This window comes from Chryseobacterium sp. GP-SGM7 (assembly GCF_049166575.1).
GTDB lineage: Bacteria > Bacteroidota > Bacteroidia > Flavobacteriales > Weeksellaceae > Chryseobacterium.
In genome coordinates this window covers 1,298,981-1,317,993 of the sequence record NZ_JBMHFF010000001.1, presented here as the reverse complement: position 1 = coordinate 1,317,993, position 19,013 = coordinate 1,298,981, and the positions used below count along the sequence as shown (strand labels likewise).

Genomic DNA, 19,013 nt, shown 5'->3' with positions numbered 1-19,013 from the left:
ATGAAAGTTTTAATTATAGAAGATAATGCACGGGTTTCCGCTTTGCTAAAAAGAGGTTTGGAAAGTCAGGGCTATCAGATTTATATTTCGGAAGATGCAGAAGATGCATTAATAATGATCGAGAATATCGTTTTTGGTTTGGTGATTACCGATATTATGCTTCCGAAAATGAATGGCATCGAATTGAGTAAACTCATTAAACAGAAAAATTCTGAACTCCCTATTATTATGTTAACCGCTTTAGAAACCATCGATGAAAAAATTGAAGGTTTCGATGCCGGTGCAGATGATTATATGGTAAAACCTTTCGAAATAAGAGAATTGTATGCAAGAATAAAAGCGGTTCTCCTGAGAAAATCATCTTTGCCCGAGCAAAATGAAAATTCCAGTAAAATTGAATATAAAAATTTGATGGTCAACACCAAAACAAACCGTGTTTACAGAAACCAAAAAGAAATAAATCTTACACCGAAAGAGTTTAAATTGCTGGTTTTCTTGATGAGGAATGCAGAACGAATTTTGAGTCGTGACGAAATTGCTGAAAATGTCTGGGGAAATCATTTTGACACCGGCACAAATTATATTGACGTTTACATTGCTTATCTACGCAAGAAAATTGATAAAGACTTTGGCGAAAAACTGATTCACACAAAACCCGGGATGGGATTTATTTTCACCAGTCAATTATAATTTCATTATGAAAATTGCGACCCGAACCGCACTCACCTACTCCATTTTAACGGCAGGAATTCTTTTTATTTTTGCGTATGTACTTTATTTTGTATCAGAAAAAAACCGGGAAGATGAATTTAATGACCGTCTCGCCTACAAAATTACCTGGCGTTCAGAATTTATTTTTGATGCGAATATCAGTGCTTCCAAAATTCGTGAAATTCACGAGCGCAACAAAAAGCTACTGAATGAAGCCGACATCAGTGTATATAACGCAAAGAAGGAATTGATATTTACAGACCTTCCGCCTTCATCAAAAAATCAATATTACTTAAATCAACTTATCAAAACCCATAAAGATAAAATTACATGGCTAAGAAGAGAACGTCAGTACATGGCATTCCGATATGAATTTGACCATGAAAATTTTTACATTATCGGAAGTGCAGTAGATATTACAGGAAAAGCACACATTGAAGAATTTAAGAATGATATTATTGTTATTTATATCATTTCCATACTTATTATATTTATTATCGGTTTTCTGTTTTCTTATTATACATTGAAGCCTTTAAAGGATATTATTCTACAGATACGGGATATTTCTGAGCATAATCTCAACAAAAGATTGGTTATACCGAAAGCGAAAGATGAAATTTATGAGTTGACTGAAACCTTCAATTCTACCTTTAACCGTTTAGAAAAATCTTTTAGTAATCACAGGCAATTTGTTACGACAATTTCACACGAATTCAGAACTCCACTTTCAACTTTGATTGCTGAGTTAGAACTTGCAAAGGAGCTGAATGTTACTCTGGATGATTACAAAATTTCCATCGATAATGCATTGCAGGATGCAAACCACGCTTCGCAGCTTTCATCTGCTTTGCTGGATTTTGCAAGAGCGAGTTATGATGTATCACAAATTAGTTTTACAGATATTCGTTTAGACGAAATTTTAGCGGATGCAAAAGTCGCATTGGTTCAGAAAAATCCTGATTACAAAATAGGGATTCATTATATGGATAATTTGGGAGATGAAGATGAAAGTAATTATGATTTCCACGGAAATCCTTATCTGCTACAAATTGCTTTTTTAAATTTAATGGAAAATGCCTGTAAATATTCGGCAGGTAAAAGCTGTACTATTGAAATTGAGGTTCAGAACAAAACCTTGGAAATCCGTTTTATCGATCAAGGAACAGGTATTTCAGAAGAAGATCAATTAAAAATATTTGACCTTTTTTATCGTGGTAATAACAAGAACTTTGAATCTGGAAACGGCATCGGATTATCAATTGTAAAAAGAATTATTGAAATGCATCAGGGAAAGATAAAACTTCATTCCCAATCCGGAATAGGCACTCAAATTACGGTAACGTTTTAAGAAAGCTATTTCTGAATTAGCAGAAATATTATATTAATCCGAAATTCAGAAATAACTTTTCTAAAATATTAAGTTTAAAATATTAATAATACAATTTTCTATTTTTCAAATAAATAATCAACTCTCTAGGTCGGTCTGTCTGAATAATATTTATACCTTTTTCAATGTACCAATCATAGACATTGGGATTTACCAAAACCATATCGTCGTTATTCCCTGCATTATGATGAGGCCATAGCGAATTCACCCATATTTTAACGTTTTTCTTTCTAAGTGTCTTAAAATCAATCAGGTATTTTTCTGTGTTTCCGACTGTAAATTCAAAACCATACACCTTATAATTCTGAATGTAATTTTCAATTTTTTCAAGATCTTCTTTCTTGTTTAATCCGATGATAGGCATGTAATGAATTTCATTTTTAATATCGCCGTATTTTTGATTAAACTCTGAGTAAGATTCATGACCTTTAAATAAAATCTGATCAAGCATCTTTCTTTTTTTAACTAAAGGATAAACTTGTTTGATATAATCAAAACCTTTATCTAAGTTGAGTAAAATTTTCCCGTCGCTAATCTCAAGAATCTCTTCCAAAGTGGGAACTTTCATCTGGGTTTCTACTCCTAAGCCGTCTCTGAGACTAAGTTTTTTAATTTCAGCCAATGTAAAATCTGATGGCTTACCTTTTCCCGTCGTTGTTCTGTCAATCGTATTATCGTGCATCAGAACCAAAATGCTGTCTTTGGTCATTGCAAGATCAATTTCTGCCATATCCACGCCTTTTTCGATGGCTTTCTTAATTGCCCAGACTGAGTTTTCAGGAGCTTCTCTCCAATCGCCACGGTGAGCGACCACCATTACTTTGTCATCAGGAAATTTTGATAATGAAATTTCCTTTTTTTGTGCTGAAAAAAACGATACAACGGCTAAGAAAAGCAGTGTATTTATTTTGCTATTAAATATCATAGTTTTTAAGATTATTAAAATTTGAAGTCTCATCCCAATGAAGAAAGTGTAAAAAAAAATAATTCTAAAAGGTTTCGGGATGAGATGATTTCAAATATTTTGTTAGATTAATATCCTGGATTTTGTTTCAACGCAGGGTCTGTGTTAATCTGACCTTGCGGAACTGGCATTAACAAATTATATTGCTTAATTTGCGCCGTACTGTAACCCTGATTATTGTTAAAATGAGCAGTCATTACCGAAATTGCTTTTCCGGTTCTTAAAAGATCAAACCAACGGTGACCTTCTCCCACAAATTCCAATCTTCTTTCACGGTCGATTTCATTCAAAAGTAAATCTTTTGATGTAAAATTTGTTGTAGGGATTGCTGCTCTCGTTTTAATTTTATTTAAATATAAGTTGGCATTGGTAAAGTCATTTTGTTCAGCAAAACATTCTGCTTTCATCAGAAAAATATCTGCCAATCGTAATACCACAAAATTACTTCCGCCATCCGCAATGGTATTTGAGGTCTTTACGAGTTTTTTACTGAAAGGAATTCCGCTTGAAGTAAGACCAATATAAGCTGAACGTCTTGAATCTCCCGCAGAATAAAGATTATAAACTTCTTTTGTAGGAAGATTGTGACCTTTAGCTCCGGAAACTGAACCTGACGGACTGAACATTTGATATGCTGTGCTACCTTCTGAATTTCCGTTTAATCCTGATGCAAACTGTACATCAAAAATAATTTCAGCATTGTTTTTATTGGCAATATCGAATATTTTTGTTACATCCGTTAAAAGTTGATACCCTAAAGGTTCTACCTGATTTAAATAGGTTAAAGATTCCGTAAACTTCTTCTGAGTCAGGAGTACTTTTCCTAAAATCCCTAAAGCTGCACCTTTTGTCACCCGTCCTTTCTGCGTTGTAGTTGCTGGTAAAAGATTAATGGATTCTTTTAAATCTTTTTCTATCGCCAAATATACTTCTGCAACAGGTGTTCGTGGCTGACCAAAATATTCATTGACATTCGTAGTTTCTTTTAAAACCAAGGGAACATCGCCGAAGGTTCTTACCAGATTAAAATACATTAAGGCTCTTAAAAACTTCATTTCCCCAATTCTTGTATTCTTTACTGCATCTGTCATATCTGGAATATTTCCGATTCTGTTCAGGATAATATTAGCCTGCTGAATTCCGATATAATTATCTTTCCAGGTACTTGCGATCAGCGTATTATTGGGTTGAATGGTAAAAAAATCCAATTCTCCATATGTGAAAGCATCGTTTGCAGGAACTTCATCATAGGTATTATCTGAAGGTAATTCCCCTAAAGCAGGCATTCCCAGTTGATACTGACCTGTATATTGAAGCGCTCCATACACAGAAATAATACCCTGCTCAATTTCAGCAGAATTATTGTAGAATTGAGAAGAAACTTTTTGGGCTTCAGGATTCAGTTCCAACAAATCAGAAGAACACGAGTAAATGATGGATAAACTGAATATTGTAATGATTATTTTTTTCATGATTTTAAAATTTAAGATTAAAGCCCATTGAATAAATTTTAGCTACCGGATAATATGCCTGGTCAAAACCTTGAGTCAAAACATTATCTGAAGTAGCATCGATATTTAAGCCTTTATACTTTGAAAAAGTGAAAATATTGTTTCCTACGAGATAGACCTGTACGTTTTCCAAACCTAAATTTCCGAGCATAGAATGTGGTAAATTGTACGCTAAACGCAGAGATCTCAACCTTACATAATCTGCATTTTTGAAATAGAGATTAGAAGTTCTGGCTTCTTTTCTGTTATTGGAGAAATTCATATTCGGCATTCCGAAAAAACCGTTGGGATTAGTTTGTGGATTATAACGGTTATCAAAATAATACTGGGAAGCCATCCCGAAACCTTCCCCGGATTCTAGTGTGGTAACAGCATCGGCGTTGTATATCTTTTTGCCTATCTCGCTGTATAATGAGAAACTCAGTTCAAAATTCTTATACCTGAAATTGTTGTTAAATCCTAAAATATATTTAGGAACTCCGCTTCCAAAACTTCTTTTATCATTAACATCAATTTTACCGTCACCATTCAGATCCTCCATGATGTAATCTCCGATCATCGTACCGGTAATGTGAGCAGAATTATTGATTTCCTGCTGAGTTTTATAGATTCCGATAATATTGTAACCATACATTTCACCAATCGAACCACCTACTTTGGTAATTGAGAAGTTATTCTCTCCGGTGATGATCTGATTCTGACCATTCGCTAAGGCTAAAACTTGATTTTTATTGGTTGAGAAATTGAAGCTTCCAGAATAGGTAAAATCTTTGGCAATGTTAAAAGTTTTGGAAGCGATCTGAAGTTCAAACCCTGAGTTTTTAATTTTCCCGATATTCTGAAGAGAGGTGCTGAAGCCTGACTGTTGTGGTACAGGAACATCCAGTAATAAACCGTCTCTGTTTAAAATATAATAATCAGCAGATACATTCAGCGTATTTCTAAACAGAGAAAAATCGATTCCGAAGTTATTGGATCTTGATTTTTCCCATGATATATTGGGATTGGGAGCGGTTGCTGTAGCATATCCCGGAGCTAAAATTCCGCCAAATGTATAATTCTCCTGATTCATTAGAGAAAGAGCCCCAAAATTTGGAATCTGGTTGTTTCCGTTGCTTCCTAAACTGTATCTTAATTTTAAATCGGTTAGAATATGGTTTTCAGGAAAGAAATTTTCATTACTGACTGTCCAGCTTCCCGAAAATGCATAGAAATCTCCCCATTTAGAATTTATTCCAAAACGTGAAGATCCGTCTCTACGGTAGGAAGCCATCAGATTATACTTGTTATTATATGTATAATTTATTCTCGTGAAATAAGAGATTAACCTCCATTTATATTGAGTCAATGTATTTTTAAAAGCTGTTCCGCCTGCAATATTTCTGATGCTGTTATCAGGAAATGCTGTTGCTTCGGTAAAAAGTTGTGTATTATCTTCCTGCTGAAAAGACTGTCCGCCAATCGCATCCATTTTATGAGAACCCCATTTTCTGTCAAATGAGAGTACATTTTCAATTAAATAATTTTTACGGATGTATTCTGTTCTGTTAGCAAAAGTTACATCCGGAGCAGCAGCGCGGTATGCTCCGACAGTAGAAGGATCGAAGAAATTATATTCATAGTTGGAGTAATCTCCACCTGCAGAAAATCTGTATTTCAAACCTTTCAATACTTCAAGTTCGGTGAAAATATTTCCGAAAGTTTTAAACAAATTATATTTTCGGTTCGTCATTACCTGAACGGCAACCGGATTTTCAACCAATGCTCCGTCGGTTGCAGTATTTCCCAAAATTTGTTGTGAAATAGCCAAACTGCCGTCATCATTATAAACCTTGAAAAAAGGATACATCGTCGTAGCCATCTGCACGGGATTATAACTTCTTGAATTTCCTGCATTAATAGTTCCTGTAGCATACGATGGAGTCATTGCAACACCAACTTTCCATTTATCGGTTAGATCTGTTGAAAGGTTGATGCTCGTAGAAAATTTCTCATAATCAGTACCAATTACCAAACCTTTTTGATTAAAATAACTTGTAGTAAAAGCATACTTACTCTTATCACTTCCTCCGGTAATATTTAATGAGGTCTGACTGATAGGTGCAGGTTTCATCACCGTATTCAGCCAGTCTGTATCAGTTAAACCCGGTTGTTTTTCCAGATAAGGCTTGAGATAATCAGGAATTAGCTCTCTTAAAGAAGCTCCTTTACTCACTCTTGTAGCGGTATCATCAAAAATACTTCTGTTAGTTCCTTTAGAAAGATAATTATTGTCACGGGCTTCTTTCAAAAAAGTTGCCATATCGTAAGCGTTAACTAACTTTACATTATCGCTTCGCATCTGCATTCCGTAATAAGAATCGAATGACACACTCATTCTTCCCTTTTTACCCTGCTTGGTTTCTATAATCACTACACCGTTTGCTCCTCTCGAACCGTAAATGGCTGCAGAAGCGGCATCTTTTAGAATATCAATTTTTGCAATAGAATTGGGATCGATTGCGTTTAAGTTTGAACCTTCCGTCAAGGGAAGTCCATCCACAACAATCAAAGGATTGGAACCTGCCGTTAAAGTACCTATTCCTCTTATTCGAATGGATGTAGCTCCTCCGGGATTCGCATTTGCCTGGGTAATCTGCACTCCGGTTACTTTTCCAGCGATAATATCTCCAAAATTACTTGAGGCAACACCTTTCATCTGTTTTTCGTCAATGGAAGAAATTGAGCCCGAATTGTTTTTCTTATTTTGTTTTCCGTAGCCTACCAAAACTACTTCATCAATAGCCTTTTCTCTTGATTTTGCAGTGTCTCTTACAAAATTTGAATAACCTAAGGACTGAACGGCATTCATTTTCTGTATTTTAGCAATTGCTTTCGGATTAAGACGAACGGTGACTGTTTTCTGATCTACATTGAAATCAAGACCTGCATTTTTCTTCAGATATTCCAAAGATGATGACAGTGACTGATAATTAATTGCAGAATCATCTACCTGAATGTCTTTCAGGTCTGAAACTGAATAAAAGAATTTGACATTGTGGGTTTTTGAAAGTTTTTCAAAAATCTTGATTAACGATGTTTTCCGTTGATTGACGGACTGTTGAAAACATTTGTTAGCCTCTGCGAAGGAAAATTGTGACGCACACAAAAAACCTAACAACATCATGCTAATTGTTGTTTTTTTCATAGCTTTGCTTAAAATTAGTTGTTATTTGACTGATTGATATTCAATGCATCGGTAGGCCTAATTACTGATGCATTATTTTTTTAGTATAATCTTATTTTCTGTATTTTTTACCGTTTTCAAATTAAATGGGAAACTTATAGTCTGAAGAACCTTGTCTAGATTTCCCCTGATATCACCATCAATGATATTATTTTTAAATTCTTCAGGATAATCTATGGTAATGTTGTAAGTCGCTTCCAATTTAGATATCGCTTCATTGAATTTCATATCATTAAAATCAAAATTTCTTTCTACATCCTGATCGTAGAAATGTTTTTCAATTCCATATTGATTGGCGAGCCATGTTTCTTTTGGCAGGAGGTAAGTTGTATGGCCTTTGTAATCCACCTTCACTTTTCCTTCTTTCAGATAAACTTTGTTGTTTTTTCTTTGATCTAATGTAAACTGCGTTCCCAAAACCTGAACTTTAAAACCTTTTGCATCGACTATAAACGGAAGATCTTTATTTTTAGCAACACTGAAAAAAGCTTTTCCGGTAAATGAAACATTTCTGGTTTTTGATCCAAAATCTTTTGCTAATTTCAATTTGCTCTGAGGTTCTAAGATGATGGTTGTTCCATCCGATAAAACAATTTTTTTCTTTTCAGTAGTGGTTTGGAAGGCAAGTTCTTTTTGTACTGAAAAAGAATTTGCACTTCCTGAAAAATATAAACCTGTGATGATAAATAATGGTAAAAGAACGGCTGCAGCAGCTAAGTATTTTCTGCTTTTTTTTCTGAACTGTATTTTTCGTTCAAGACCGTTCCAGATTCTTTCGTCTGATGCGTGTTTAATTTTACGGTTTTCTTCTGTTACCGATTTCCACTGATTTTCGAAATCCATAGTATTCTTTGGTCTTTATTAGAGAATACGGTGTAGTATTGAAATCGTCAACCCATATTTTTTAGAATTAATGATTTGTTCACAGACCTTAATATTAAATTAAAATTAGCAAAAACCTGATTTGTATTTACAAATTTGTTTTACTTCAGTAAATAAAATGCCTTTGCAATCTTTAAAAAGCTTTTTTGATTTAAATTTTTAGTTTTCCTATGCGATAAAATAAACGCAAGGTTAAAAAAGAAACTCTAAAACTATGCTGAAATAAAGTAAAATAAGAGCGCTTCGCTTATCAAAGAAATAGAAGTGATTGATTTTCAGTTTATTTAATATTTTTCCATAAACAACTGGTTAGCAAAATAAAGAAGTAACAACCATTAAGATGGAATTTTTAGAAAGACTTTAGATAATTACTTTAGAAAAAATTCAGATTTGTCTTCAAAAACTTTAAAACCTTATTGACGTGCTTTTCAACGGCAGTTTTAGAAATATCATTTTCCTGTGCAATGGTAAATAAGCTCAGGTTCTGGATTTTGTTTTTAATGAAGAATTCACGGCTTCTTTCCGGAACCTGCTCCAGAAGAACTTCTATTTTTTTAAGCTGATCTTCCTGCAGAAGTTTCTTTTCAATGTCGGAATTTTCTTCAGCATCAATTTCCTGAGAATCTTCTAAGGGAACAAAAATCATTTTTCTTTTGCGATAGAAATGTGAGATTTCCTGTTTGGCTGCTTTAAAGATTAGTGCCTCATTTTGAGAACCAGAATTATTTTGAGAAGCATATTTCCATACATGCATAAAAATATCCTGAACAATCTCTTCGATATCTTCTTCGTCCGGAACATATTTAGCCACAAAAAAATACACTCGGTGTTTGTATGCAGAATATATTTCTTTAAAGCTATCCATTTTATATTGCATGTGAGATGTAAGCTCAGTTGCGCAAAAATATTAAATTGAAATCTTAAAAGGATTAAGCATATATTAATATTTATTTACATCAAAATTATAAAACCAATCAGAATTTGTACTTTATCCAAACCCGGTAAGTCATTCGATTAAGATTTGATTTTAAAGCGTTTTTGAATATCATATTCTAATCCTATTCAAAGTTGGTTGAGAAACTAAAATAAGCTAAACTGTAAAAATCAATTTTTACAGCGCTTTTTTATGTTTGTATCAAAATCTATCGAATCAATATCAAAACTTGGGAATTAGGCAAAAAATTATACAATATTTCATATTAAAAAAAATTAATCTCACGCTCATTTCATCTTAATAAGGTCATTATACATTTGTTACAGAAAAATAATCAAAATGTATAATTTAAATTTTAAAAAGATGAACAACAACGTTTTAAACCAAGGAAAAAAATTAGTGACAATGGTATTTTTAATAACTGCTGCGGTGGCGAATGCTCAAACTCAGCCCCCCGTTCCGCCTGCTAATCCTCATCCCGGAATGGAGAGACCAAGACCTGATGCACTGCGAGAGATTACAACAATAACAGGAACAATATCTAAAATGACGGTAAACGATGATTTTATTTATGACGGATTTGATATTGCCTCCAACGGAGAATCTGTATCAGTGAAGTTTCCTCCTCATTTGGGCAGCCAGATCTCCGCATTAGCGAAACAAGGCAGCCAGATCAGCGTGAAAGGTTTTGCCGATGTTACACCCACTGGTGAAAAAGCGTTTCGAATGAGCAGTGTAACAGCCAACGGAAAAACAATTGAAGATACACCTCCGGCCGTTCTTCAGACACCGCCACAAGAAGTTTCTGTAACCAAAAGCGGAACCATTACAGATCTTCAGAAAAATAAGCAGGGCGACACCGTAGTTGGTCTTTTTGTTGATAATACTATTGTAAAAATGCCGCCACACATCTATCAGCAACTGGGACAAACGCTTACCAAAGGTACGAAGATCTCTTTTACAGGGTTTCAGAAACCGGCAAATTCAGGTGAAGTAGCAGAGAAAAAGTTCAACATTATACACGCCAGAACAATCAGCGTAAACGGTAAAGAGTATTCATTGTAAAATATAATTAATCCAGCATCAAAACATGAGCAGATTTTAGTAATTTGCTCATGTTTTGAATTTACAAAAATGATTTTTAAACAGACAACCTATCATCTGCTGAAAATAAATTTTATTTTTTTCGCTGTTTTCTGCTTTATTTCATGTGGAAAGAAACCTGTATTATCACCTCCCGCTCCACCACAAATTGAAAAACCTGTACAGCTGGAAGGAAAGGTTATCGGCTATGAAAACAATCCGAAAGGCGATATAGACAAGCTTATCCTTGCACAAGGAAATCAAAGATTCGAAATTCATTTTCCTCCGCATCTTGCAAGGCATATAATTGATATTGCAAAGGTCAATGCCTGGATTTATATTAAAGCATCACCGAAAAAGCGGGATTATGAACTGGTCACCATTTCTTCAATAGATGGCAAATATTTTTTTGACACAAAGAAAATCTTACCACCAATACCCAGTCCTGGAAAAGAAATCAGGATTAGAGGTGTTGTTTCAGATTTTGTCCGAAACCATGAAAGTGAAATTATTGGATTTGTGCTTGATAAAAAAACTGTAATGCTTAATCCTGATGAAAGTCGGACGTTAGTACCATTACTAAAAAAAGCTAAATATCTGGAAGTAAATGCTTTGGAAAGAGATGTAAAGGACGGAATCGTAAATACATTTCAGTTTCCGCCGGTGGTAATGACGGAAATAAAAATCGACAGTATTGTTTATAAAATACGCTGATCATGAGAATATTAATTGTCGAAGATGAAAAAAAATTAGCCGGTTTTATAAAGCAGGGACTTTCTCAGGCAGGCTATCTTCCGGAAGTATGCAGCGATGGCTCGGAAGCATTGGAAATTGCGATAAAGAATGATTTTGATCTGATTCTTCTGGATCTGATGCTGCCGGGAATCAATGGTTTTGATTTTCTTAAAAATCTACGGACTTTCGGGTCAGAAATACCAGTTATCATTATCAGTGCCATTGCCGATTCGAAGCAGGTGGTTCAGGGTCTTGATCTCGGCGCAGTAGATTATATCAGAAAACCTTTTGAATGGGACGAGCTACTTGCCAGAATTCGGACAGTCAGTCGTTTTTCCAATTCAAATGCTCAGCAGAAGATCAAAATTGACGATCTGGAAATTGACATTCCTTCCCGAAAAGTTAAAAGGGGAACTACTGAAATCGAGCTGACCTCTAAAGAATTTGTATTACTGGAATATCTGGTTAGAAACGCCAATATCGTCCTGACAAAAAATCAGCTTTTGGAAAATGCGTGGCAAATGAACTTCGATCCGGAAAGTAATATCGTAGAGGTCTACATGCATCAGTTAAGAAAAAAAATCGACAAAGGATTTGACAAGCAGCTGATAAAGACTGTTATTGGAGCCGGTTATATGCTGAAAGGCGAAAAATAATAAAAATGAAAAGCAAACCGACTTCTTTTTTTTACCAAAGTCTCCGTTTTCGTTTTGGATTGCTGTTCAATTCATTGCTTTTCCTTTGCGTAAGCATCATCGTTTATTCTCTTTACAAAAACGCAAAAACAGAGCTTGACAGGAGTTTTTCGCTACAATTATCATCTGCAGCAAATAACATACTTCAGAAAACAGATATCGATCCTATCTCTGTTCCACTGCCTAAAAATGGAGAATTTTTCAGGATCATTTATGACAATAAGGTTCACAAAACCCAGCTTATCGATAATCTCCCAAATGATGTCAGCGAAAAAGAAAAATGGCGAATGATTACTGTTAAAAAATATCCTGAAAACGGCGGAAGTATCTCTGTTGATTTTGCACTCTCTGCTGAAAATTACCATTCCGGTATTCAAAAACTTAGACGCCTTCTTTATATCTATCTTCCATTGGCTTTTTTGATCTCTTTTTTAGGAGGTTATCTTATTTCCGGTTTTTTAATGAAACCACTAAGAAGAATTATTACCAATGCCAATACAGTAGACCTTGAACACATTATCCTGCTTTCTAAACCGGCAACGAAAGACGAATTTTACCATCTTACTGATGCACTTAACCGAATGCTGATGCGAATTGATGAGCAAGTGAAACAGCAGACTTCATTTTTTACAATGGCATCTCACGAACTTCGTACGCCAATCAGCAATATGCTCACAGAACTTCAAACGTTTAATCAGGATTTACCTAGTTCTGACAATAAAACTTTGCTGGATAATCAGGAGCAGGAAGTTAGACGGATGAAAGGATTGGTAGATAATTTCCTGTGGATGAGCAAGATAGAATCGGGAAATACGCAGATCAGCAAATTTGAATTTAGTATTGCTGATTTGTTGCTGGAACTTTCAGAGAGTTTCATTAAGCAGATAACTAATAATCATCAGAAACTAAAAATTGATCTTTCACCATTAGATGGTGATTTTACTATATACGCAGATAAAAATCAAATAGAGGTTATTTTTAATAATTTGCTTTCTAATGCTATTAAATATGGAAAAACAGATTCTACGATTAACATTAGCATCTTTCAAAATGAAAAAAAAGGAATCAGCATTTCCAATTCTACCGATCAGGTTATAAAAAATTCTGAAAAACTGAAAGGTCAGTTCCTCAGAGATTCATTTCATAAAGAAGGTTTTGGACTTGGGCTGTGGATTTGTGATGTTTTGAGCAAAAAGAATAACGCAAAACTTTCGCTCGATTATCTTAATGAAAAATTTTCTGCAAAGATTGAATTTAGTGAACATTCTGATAATTAAAATTGCTATTTCAAAAAATCCTTAAAAGTTTAAATGAATATCCGTTTTTAATTATAATACTAAAAATCGACAGTCTTTTTGTCTTTCCGAAGGAATCTAAATCATTTTATTTCAACGTGTTGAGATTCTTTCAAAATGACAAAAATGGAGCTAAAATTAAATTACAAATTACGGGCATGTATAAAAGTTTATATCCTTATTATTAGAATTTATTTTTCAGATAAAAAAAAATCATGCCCTAATAACTTACAAATATATTATCATTAAGTAGTAAATTACATCTAATCCAACATACCAAAATGAATTAAAGCCGACTCTACTCCATTATCATCCACACCGTCTGTTACAAAATCTGCTGCTTCTTTCACGTTATCTCCTGCGTTTCCCATCGCAACTCCAATTTTCACAAACTTCAGCATTGAAATATCGTTCCCTCCGTCTCCGAAAGCCATCGTTTCAGAAATATCAATATCAAAATAATTACAAAACTGCTGTACTCCATTTTGCTTACTGATTCCTCCCGGATTTACATCCGCAAATAAGGGTGTCCATCTCGATGATAAAGAGTTCGGCATCACTTCCTGCATAAAAGAATCTTCAGATTCTGGACCGATGAAAACATTGACCTGCAAAACATTTTCGAAATCAGGAATTTCTTTATTATACAACGGAGGCACAGGAAGATTTACATGCTCATATAGCTCAAGTACTTGTGGTGATCTGTGACTTATTCTTACTTTATCCTCATACATCAGTGAAAAACCAATAGCAGATTTTTCCGAATAAATAATCAAATTTTTAATATCTTCTGAATGAATTGCCTGACGAAACAGAACTTTACCGTCAACTGTCATGCAGTAACCACCATTAAAGGTAAGAAAGCCATCAAATTCTAAATGATTGATATGATGAAGATCATTAATGGAACGACCTGTTGCAATAATAACTTTTATTCCTTTTTTGCGTAGAATTTTTAAAGCATTTTGAGTCGACTCAGGAACGGATTTGGTTTTTAAACTAAAAAGAGTACCGTCAATATCGAAAAAGACAGCTTTGATATTTGGATTTTTTGCAGAGTTCATAGTGATAATTACAGCAGCATTTATTTCATAAAAATACGAACAAATAACTTCTAACCCTCACAAAATCTAAGTTTTTTCAGCTTTAATTTTACAAACAAAAGACATCAAAAATAATATACTGAAAAAACTATTTTACTATTATTTGAGTTAAACTACTTTTTAACTCATATCATAAGCTGCTTATAATAAGAAATGAAAATATTTTATATAATTTTTCTGATATTTCATGTACCATTGATTGAATACATTCAGAAGACTTTTGCATATCTTTGTTAAATTTATGATCACTAAAGATACTTTGTTTGAAGAAAGCTTCAGTCTGGATTTAATTATTCAGGCATTAGCATCGTCTCCGGCACCAACATCTATTTATTCAGGTGAAGATATGATCATTCGTTTTGCAAATGCAGGTATGTTGGCTTTATGGGGCAAAGATTCATCTGTAATTGGCAAACCTTTGATGGAAGCAATTCCGGAACTTGAAGGGCAGCCTTTTTTAGAACTATTGCAAGAGGTTTGGCGTTCAGGTAAAACTTATTCTGTATCTGAAGCTCCTGCAAAACTTGTAAAAAATGGAATAGAAGTGCTGGATTATTTTGATTATGAATATAAAGCACTTACAGATCACAATAATCAAACATGGTGTATTCTGAATACAGCGCTTGAAGTGACCTCCCGCCGTGAATTTTTACAACAAATACAACAGAAAGAAGAAAGAGAACATGCACTGAATGAGGAAATGGCTGCAACACTTGAAGAGCTTACCTCTACCAACGAAGAACTCAGCATTTCTATAAAGCAGCTTGCCGAAAGTAAAGAGTATATAAAAACTATTATTGAGCAGGCTCCTGTAGGAATTGCCATGCTTAAAGGGTTTGATCATGTTATTGAAATCGCCAATCCGGCTATTCTTAAAATATGGGGGCGCAACGAATCAGAGTTAATTGGTTATCCGCATGAGATTGCCCGTCCGGAATTGCGTGGTCAGTCTGTTAATGAATGGCTCAGAGAAGTTTACCAAAGCGGAAAGCCCAAAATAAATACTGAATTTACAGTAAGATTATACCAAAAAGACGGCTTGAGAGAAGCCATAGTAAACTCTGTCTATCAACCTATTTTTTCCGGTAATGGAGAGATTTCAGGGGTACTTGTCATTCTTGAAGAAATTACACAGCAGGTTTTGGCACGCCGACAAAATGAAAATAACCAGCAAATGTTGGCTCTTGCCATCGATGCAGGAGAGCTTGCGACATTTTATTACCAACCTGCAACCAATTTGTTTTCCGGGAATAACTTGTTGAAGTCCTGGTTTGGCCTGTCTTCCGAAGAAAATTTAGATCTGTCTCTTGCAATCGATGTAATCTTGCCGGAGGATCGGGATCGTGTTATTACAGCTATTACCCAATCGCTTGATAAAGATTCTGACGGTAATTATTTTATAGAATATAGAATTCAAAATAAAATAGATCAGAAAATAAGACTTTTACAGGCAAATGGCAGGGTTTTTTATGACCAAGACGGTAATCCTCTAAGCCTTAACGGTACTCTTAGAGATATTACAGAACAGAGAAAAGAGGAAGAACGAAAAGATGACTTTATGGGAATGGTAAGTCATGAACTTAAAACACCCCTTACATCATTAAAGGCCTATCTTCAGATTTTGCAGCGCATGGAAGTGATTCCGGAAAATCCTATGCAGAAAAATATGTTTGAAAAATCTTTGAAGCAGGTAGATTATATGAACAATATGATCAATGGTTTTCTTAATGTATCAAGACTTGATTCGGGGCAAATGCATATTGAAAAAAGATCTTTTGATTTCCAGCTTTTATTCTCAGAAATTGAAGACGAAATACTTTCTACCAATCACAACCGTAATTTTCTTTTTAAAAATTCTGGACCAATAGTTATATCGGCAGATCGGGAAAAGATATCACAGGTACTTCATAATCTTATTGGAAATGCAATTAAATATTCTCCTGTAAAATCTTTGATCACCGTAGAATATCTCAATGTAGGTAATAATGGTTTAAAAATAAATGTTCACGATCATGGAATAGGAATACCTGAAGAAGATCAGCATCGCATATTTGAGCGCTATTACCGTGTGAAAGATAATCATAGTAAATCTATCGCAGGGTTTGGTATCGGGCTTTTTCTTTGTAAGGAAATTATTGAGCTCCACAGCGGAACTATACAGGTACAAAGCTCTACAAACGGAGGTACTACATTCTCATTTGTCTTACCTGTTGATGGGCAAATGTTAATCAACTGACAGCAAAATTGATATTGTGAATGCAATACAAAAAATCTGACAATACAAAAAATCCTTTAAAAACTATTATTTAAAGGATTTTTATTTCTCAAATTACTCTGTTATGATTTTTATTATTTAGAGAAAAGCATTATTTTTTTATTTTCTTAAAAAGGTCAGATTTATAGGTTTCCCCGATTGGGATTTCTCTTCCAGAGCTTAAACAGACATTCTTTACATCGATTTTTTCAATTTTTTCGAGGTTTAAAATAAAAGATTTATGAACTCTGGCAAAATTTTCCGGCAATTGATTTTCCAAAGATTTCAAGGTATCCAAAACGATATATTCCTGATTTTTGGTTTGGATATTTACATAATCTTTGATGCTTTCTATGAAAAAAATTTCTTCAAAATTGATTTTATGCTGCTGTCCGGAAGATTTGACGAAGAAATAAGTATTTTCTTTGGTTTCGTTGACTGTAAATCTTTCCAGTACTTTTTGCGTGCTTTTTTCAAATCGGCTGAAAGATATTGGTTTCAAAAGATAATCAATAACATTGTGTTCATACCCTTCCAGCGCATATTCTGAGTAAGCTGTTGTAAGGATATATCTGAGTTTGTTGTCGACAATTTTCATAAAATTAATTCCTGAAAGTTCGGGCATCTGGATATCAAGGAAAATCAAATCGGCTTCATTATTTTGAATAAATTCCATCGCTTCAATAGGATTTTCGGTTGAAAAAACCAATTCCAGAAACGGAATTTTCTCCACATAACTTCCCAGTAAAGAAACTGCGAGCGGTTCATCATCTACAACGATACATTTAATTTTATTCATTTCTTAAATTAATTTTCAAATCTACGGTAAAATCGGTCTCGGTTTCAGTAATATTCAGTTCGTGTTGGTTTGGATAAAGGATTTCCAGGCGCTTTTTCACATTTCCGATTCCTATTCCTGAAACAGAATCTTTAGATTTTGATTTTTTAAAATTATGAATATGGAAACTAAGTCTTTGGTTCTCATCAGAAATTGTCAGAGCAAACCCTTTTTTGCTAAAATCACCGTGTTTAAAAGCATTTTCCACAAACGGCACCAGGAGCATCGGAGAAATATTCAGATTGGGGAAGCTGATTTTTTTATTGATAATTAATAATTCCGGATTTTTGATTCTCAGTTTTTCCAGCTCTATCAAACTTTCCAGATAACCGATTTCCTTTTCCAGCGGAATAAAATCTTTTTCTAAATCTTTCGTGCTGTATCTTAATAATTGACTTAGTTCTTCAATGGCAGGCAAAGCTTTTTCAGAATTTTGATAGACTAAAGAATAGATATTATTCAAAGTATTGAAAATAAAATGTGGATTAATCTGAGTCTTTAAAGCCTGAATTTTGGCATGGTTTCTTTCCTGTTCCAGTTTTTGTCTTTCGGTTTCTATTACTCCAAACTTTTTCAGTAACCACAGTATTCCAGAAATGAAAACAGTAATGCTTCCATTGTAAATATTGTCAAAAAAGTAATAAATGTATCCTGTTTTCTCATCATAATTTCTGAAACCAAGCGTATTTGGTAAAATAACTTCCTCTAAGACATAACGCAAAGTGGCAAAAAACACAACCGATAAAAAGAATACCAAAACTGTTGTAAATAATTTTTTGGGATTGAAAATTTTCGGAATAATAATGAGGTAACAAATGTAAAATGTAATAATCCCTGCAATAAAGTAGGTGAAATTCAGAACTCTTATTTCAAACCCATTTTTTTCCGGAAAGAATATAAGCGGCGTTAAAACTGTTCCGAAAAAATTAAAACTCCAATAAATGATTTGAAGCCAGATTATTTGCTCTTTTTTCATCGTAATTCTTTGTTATTAATCAAAATGGGCTTAGAAGAAACATAATGCAAATGTATGGAAACTGCTTCTGCATTTGGGTTTACGACAATCAAATTGCTCTTTTTTGGCAATCTATAATTAAATTCAGACTGTGTTTCTATATTTTTCTGCATTTTCAGTTCAGAAACAAGCTCAACTTTTTCATCCGACAGATTTTTGATTGATAAACTTGCTGGTGATTTTACTGTACTTATAGTAAGACTATCTCCGGAAGCAATTGTGAGTTTTTTCCAGACATCTACTCTGTGATTGTTGTCTGTGAAGGATTGCATGAATCCTAATATTATAATGAGAGCTGTATTTTTCATAGCCCAAAAGTAGCAACATCAGAAGTATCAATTCTGCCAAATTCTACAAACACCAGTTTTTCATCGACGAAA

16 protein-coding genes are annotated in these 19,013 nt (G+C 34.0%); 7 read left to right on the top strand and 9 right to left on the bottom strand.

The genetic code is table 11. From position 1 onward, the window contains the following. Entirely contained in the window at positions 1-690 is a 690-nt protein-coding gene (locus tag ACOOWA_RS05715; protein WP_421373848.1) for a response regulator transcription factor, read from the top strand. Between the two features lie 7 nt (positions 691-697). Further along, positions 698-2,059, top strand: coding sequence for a HAMP domain-containing sensor histidine kinase (locus ACOOWA_RS05710; RefSeq protein ID WP_421373846.1), 1,362 nt, complete (start codon positions 698-700; stop codon positions 2,057-2,059). Positions 2,060-2,141: 82 nt separating this feature from the next. Here the strand turns inward: ACOOWA_RS05710 and ACOOWA_RS05705 are convergent, their stop codons facing one another. The 5 genes from ACOOWA_RS05705 to ACOOWA_RS05685 form a co-directional block, all read right to left on the bottom strand. Continuing rightward, positions 2,142-3,023 carry a glycerophosphodiester phosphodiesterase family protein gene (locus tag ACOOWA_RS05705; RefSeq protein WP_421373845.1) on the bottom strand — a complete coding sequence of 294 codons (882 nt, stop codon included), beginning with the start codon at positions 3,021-3,023 and terminating at the stop codon, positions 2,142-2,144. A gap of 107 nt (positions 3,024-3,130) precedes the next feature. Next, complete coding sequence (locus ACOOWA_RS05700; RefSeq protein ID WP_421373843.1) at positions 3,131-4,534, bottom strand: RagB/SusD family nutrient uptake outer membrane protein; 1,404 nt, start codon at positions 4,532-4,534, stop codon at positions 3,131-3,133. A gap of 4 nt (positions 4,535-4,538) precedes the next feature. Continuing rightward, positions 4,539-7,760, bottom strand: a complete 3,222-nt coding sequence (locus ACOOWA_RS05695; RefSeq protein ID WP_421373842.1) for a SusC/RagA family TonB-linked outer membrane protein — start codon at positions 7,758-7,760, stop codon at positions 4,539-4,541. Positions 7,761-7,832: 72 nt separating this feature from the next. Beyond that, on the bottom strand, positions 7,833-8,642 hold the full coding sequence (locus ACOOWA_RS05690; protein ID WP_421373840.1) for a FecR family protein: 810 nt from the start codon (positions 8,640-8,642) through the stop codon (positions 7,833-7,835). 412 nt (positions 8,643-9,054) lie between these two features. Beyond that, positions 9,055-9,546, bottom strand: a complete 492-nt coding sequence (locus tag ACOOWA_RS05685) for an RNA polymerase sigma factor (protein ID WP_421373839.1) — start codon at positions 9,544-9,546, stop codon at positions 9,055-9,057. Between the two features lie 474 nt (positions 9,547-10,020). On the opposite strand from ACOOWA_RS05685, the gene ACOOWA_RS05680 reads away from it, so the two are divergent. The 4 genes from ACOOWA_RS05680 (at position 10,021) to ACOOWA_RS05665 (ending at position 13,405) form a co-directional block, all read left to right on the top strand. Further along, a complete protein-coding gene (locus tag ACOOWA_RS05680; RefSeq protein ID WP_421373837.1) occupies positions 10,021-10,680 on the top strand; it encodes a hypothetical protein in 660 nt (219 codons plus the stop codon). 69 nt (positions 10,681-10,749) lie between these two features. Continuing rightward, complete coding sequence (locus tag ACOOWA_RS05675) at positions 10,750-11,412, top strand: hypothetical protein (protein WP_421373836.1); 663 nt, start codon at positions 10,750-10,752, stop codon at positions 11,410-11,412. 2 nt (positions 11,413-11,414) lie between these two features. Continuing rightward, on the top strand, positions 11,415-12,089 hold the full coding sequence (locus ACOOWA_RS05670; protein ID WP_421373835.1) for a response regulator transcription factor: 675 nt from the start codon (positions 11,415-11,417) through the stop codon (positions 12,087-12,089). Between the two features lie 5 nt (positions 12,090-12,094). Further along, a complete protein-coding gene (locus tag ACOOWA_RS05665) occupies positions 12,095-13,405 on the top strand; it encodes a sensor histidine kinase (RefSeq protein WP_421373834.1) in 1,311 nt (436 codons plus the stop codon). A gap of 281 nt (positions 13,406-13,686) precedes the next feature. Here the strand turns inward: ACOOWA_RS05665 and ACOOWA_RS05660 are convergent, their stop codons facing one another. After that, entirely contained in the window at positions 13,687-14,487 is an 801-nt protein-coding gene (locus ACOOWA_RS05660; RefSeq protein ID WP_421373833.1) for a Cof-type HAD-IIB family hydrolase, read from the bottom strand. Between the two features lie 280 nt (positions 14,488-14,767). Here ACOOWA_RS05660 and ACOOWA_RS05655 point away from each other — a divergent pair, with 280 nt between their 5' ends. Beyond that, positions 14,768-16,762, top strand: coding sequence for a PAS domain-containing sensor histidine kinase (locus ACOOWA_RS05655; protein ID WP_421373831.1), 1,995 nt, complete (start codon positions 14,768-14,770; stop codon positions 16,760-16,762). Positions 16,763-16,892: 130 nt separating this feature from the next. Here the strand turns inward: ACOOWA_RS05655 and ACOOWA_RS05650 are convergent, their stop codons facing one another. The 3 genes from ACOOWA_RS05650 to ACOOWA_RS05640 are packed head-to-tail and all read right to left on the bottom strand — an operon-like array spanning position 16,893 to position 18,905. Beyond that, positions 16,893-17,579: a LytR/AlgR family response regulator transcription factor gene (locus ACOOWA_RS05650; protein WP_421373830.1), complete on the bottom strand. Its 687-nt coding sequence runs from the start codon at positions 17,577-17,579 to the stop codon at positions 16,893-16,895. After that, the gene (locus ACOOWA_RS05645; RefSeq protein WP_421373829.1) at positions 17,572-18,594 is read right to left on the bottom strand and encodes a sensor histidine kinase; all 1,023 of its coding nucleotides are present in this window, start codon (positions 18,592-18,594) and stop codon (positions 17,572-17,574) included. Before ACOOWA_RS05645 ends, ACOOWA_RS05650 begins: the two co-directional genes overlap by 8 nt. Further along, complete coding sequence (locus ACOOWA_RS05640; protein WP_421373827.1) at positions 18,591-18,905, bottom strand: hypothetical protein; 315 nt, start codon at positions 18,903-18,905, stop codon at positions 18,591-18,593. Before ACOOWA_RS05640 ends, ACOOWA_RS05645 begins: the two co-directional genes overlap by 4 nt. Positions 18,906-19,013 lie beyond the last annotated feature (108 nt).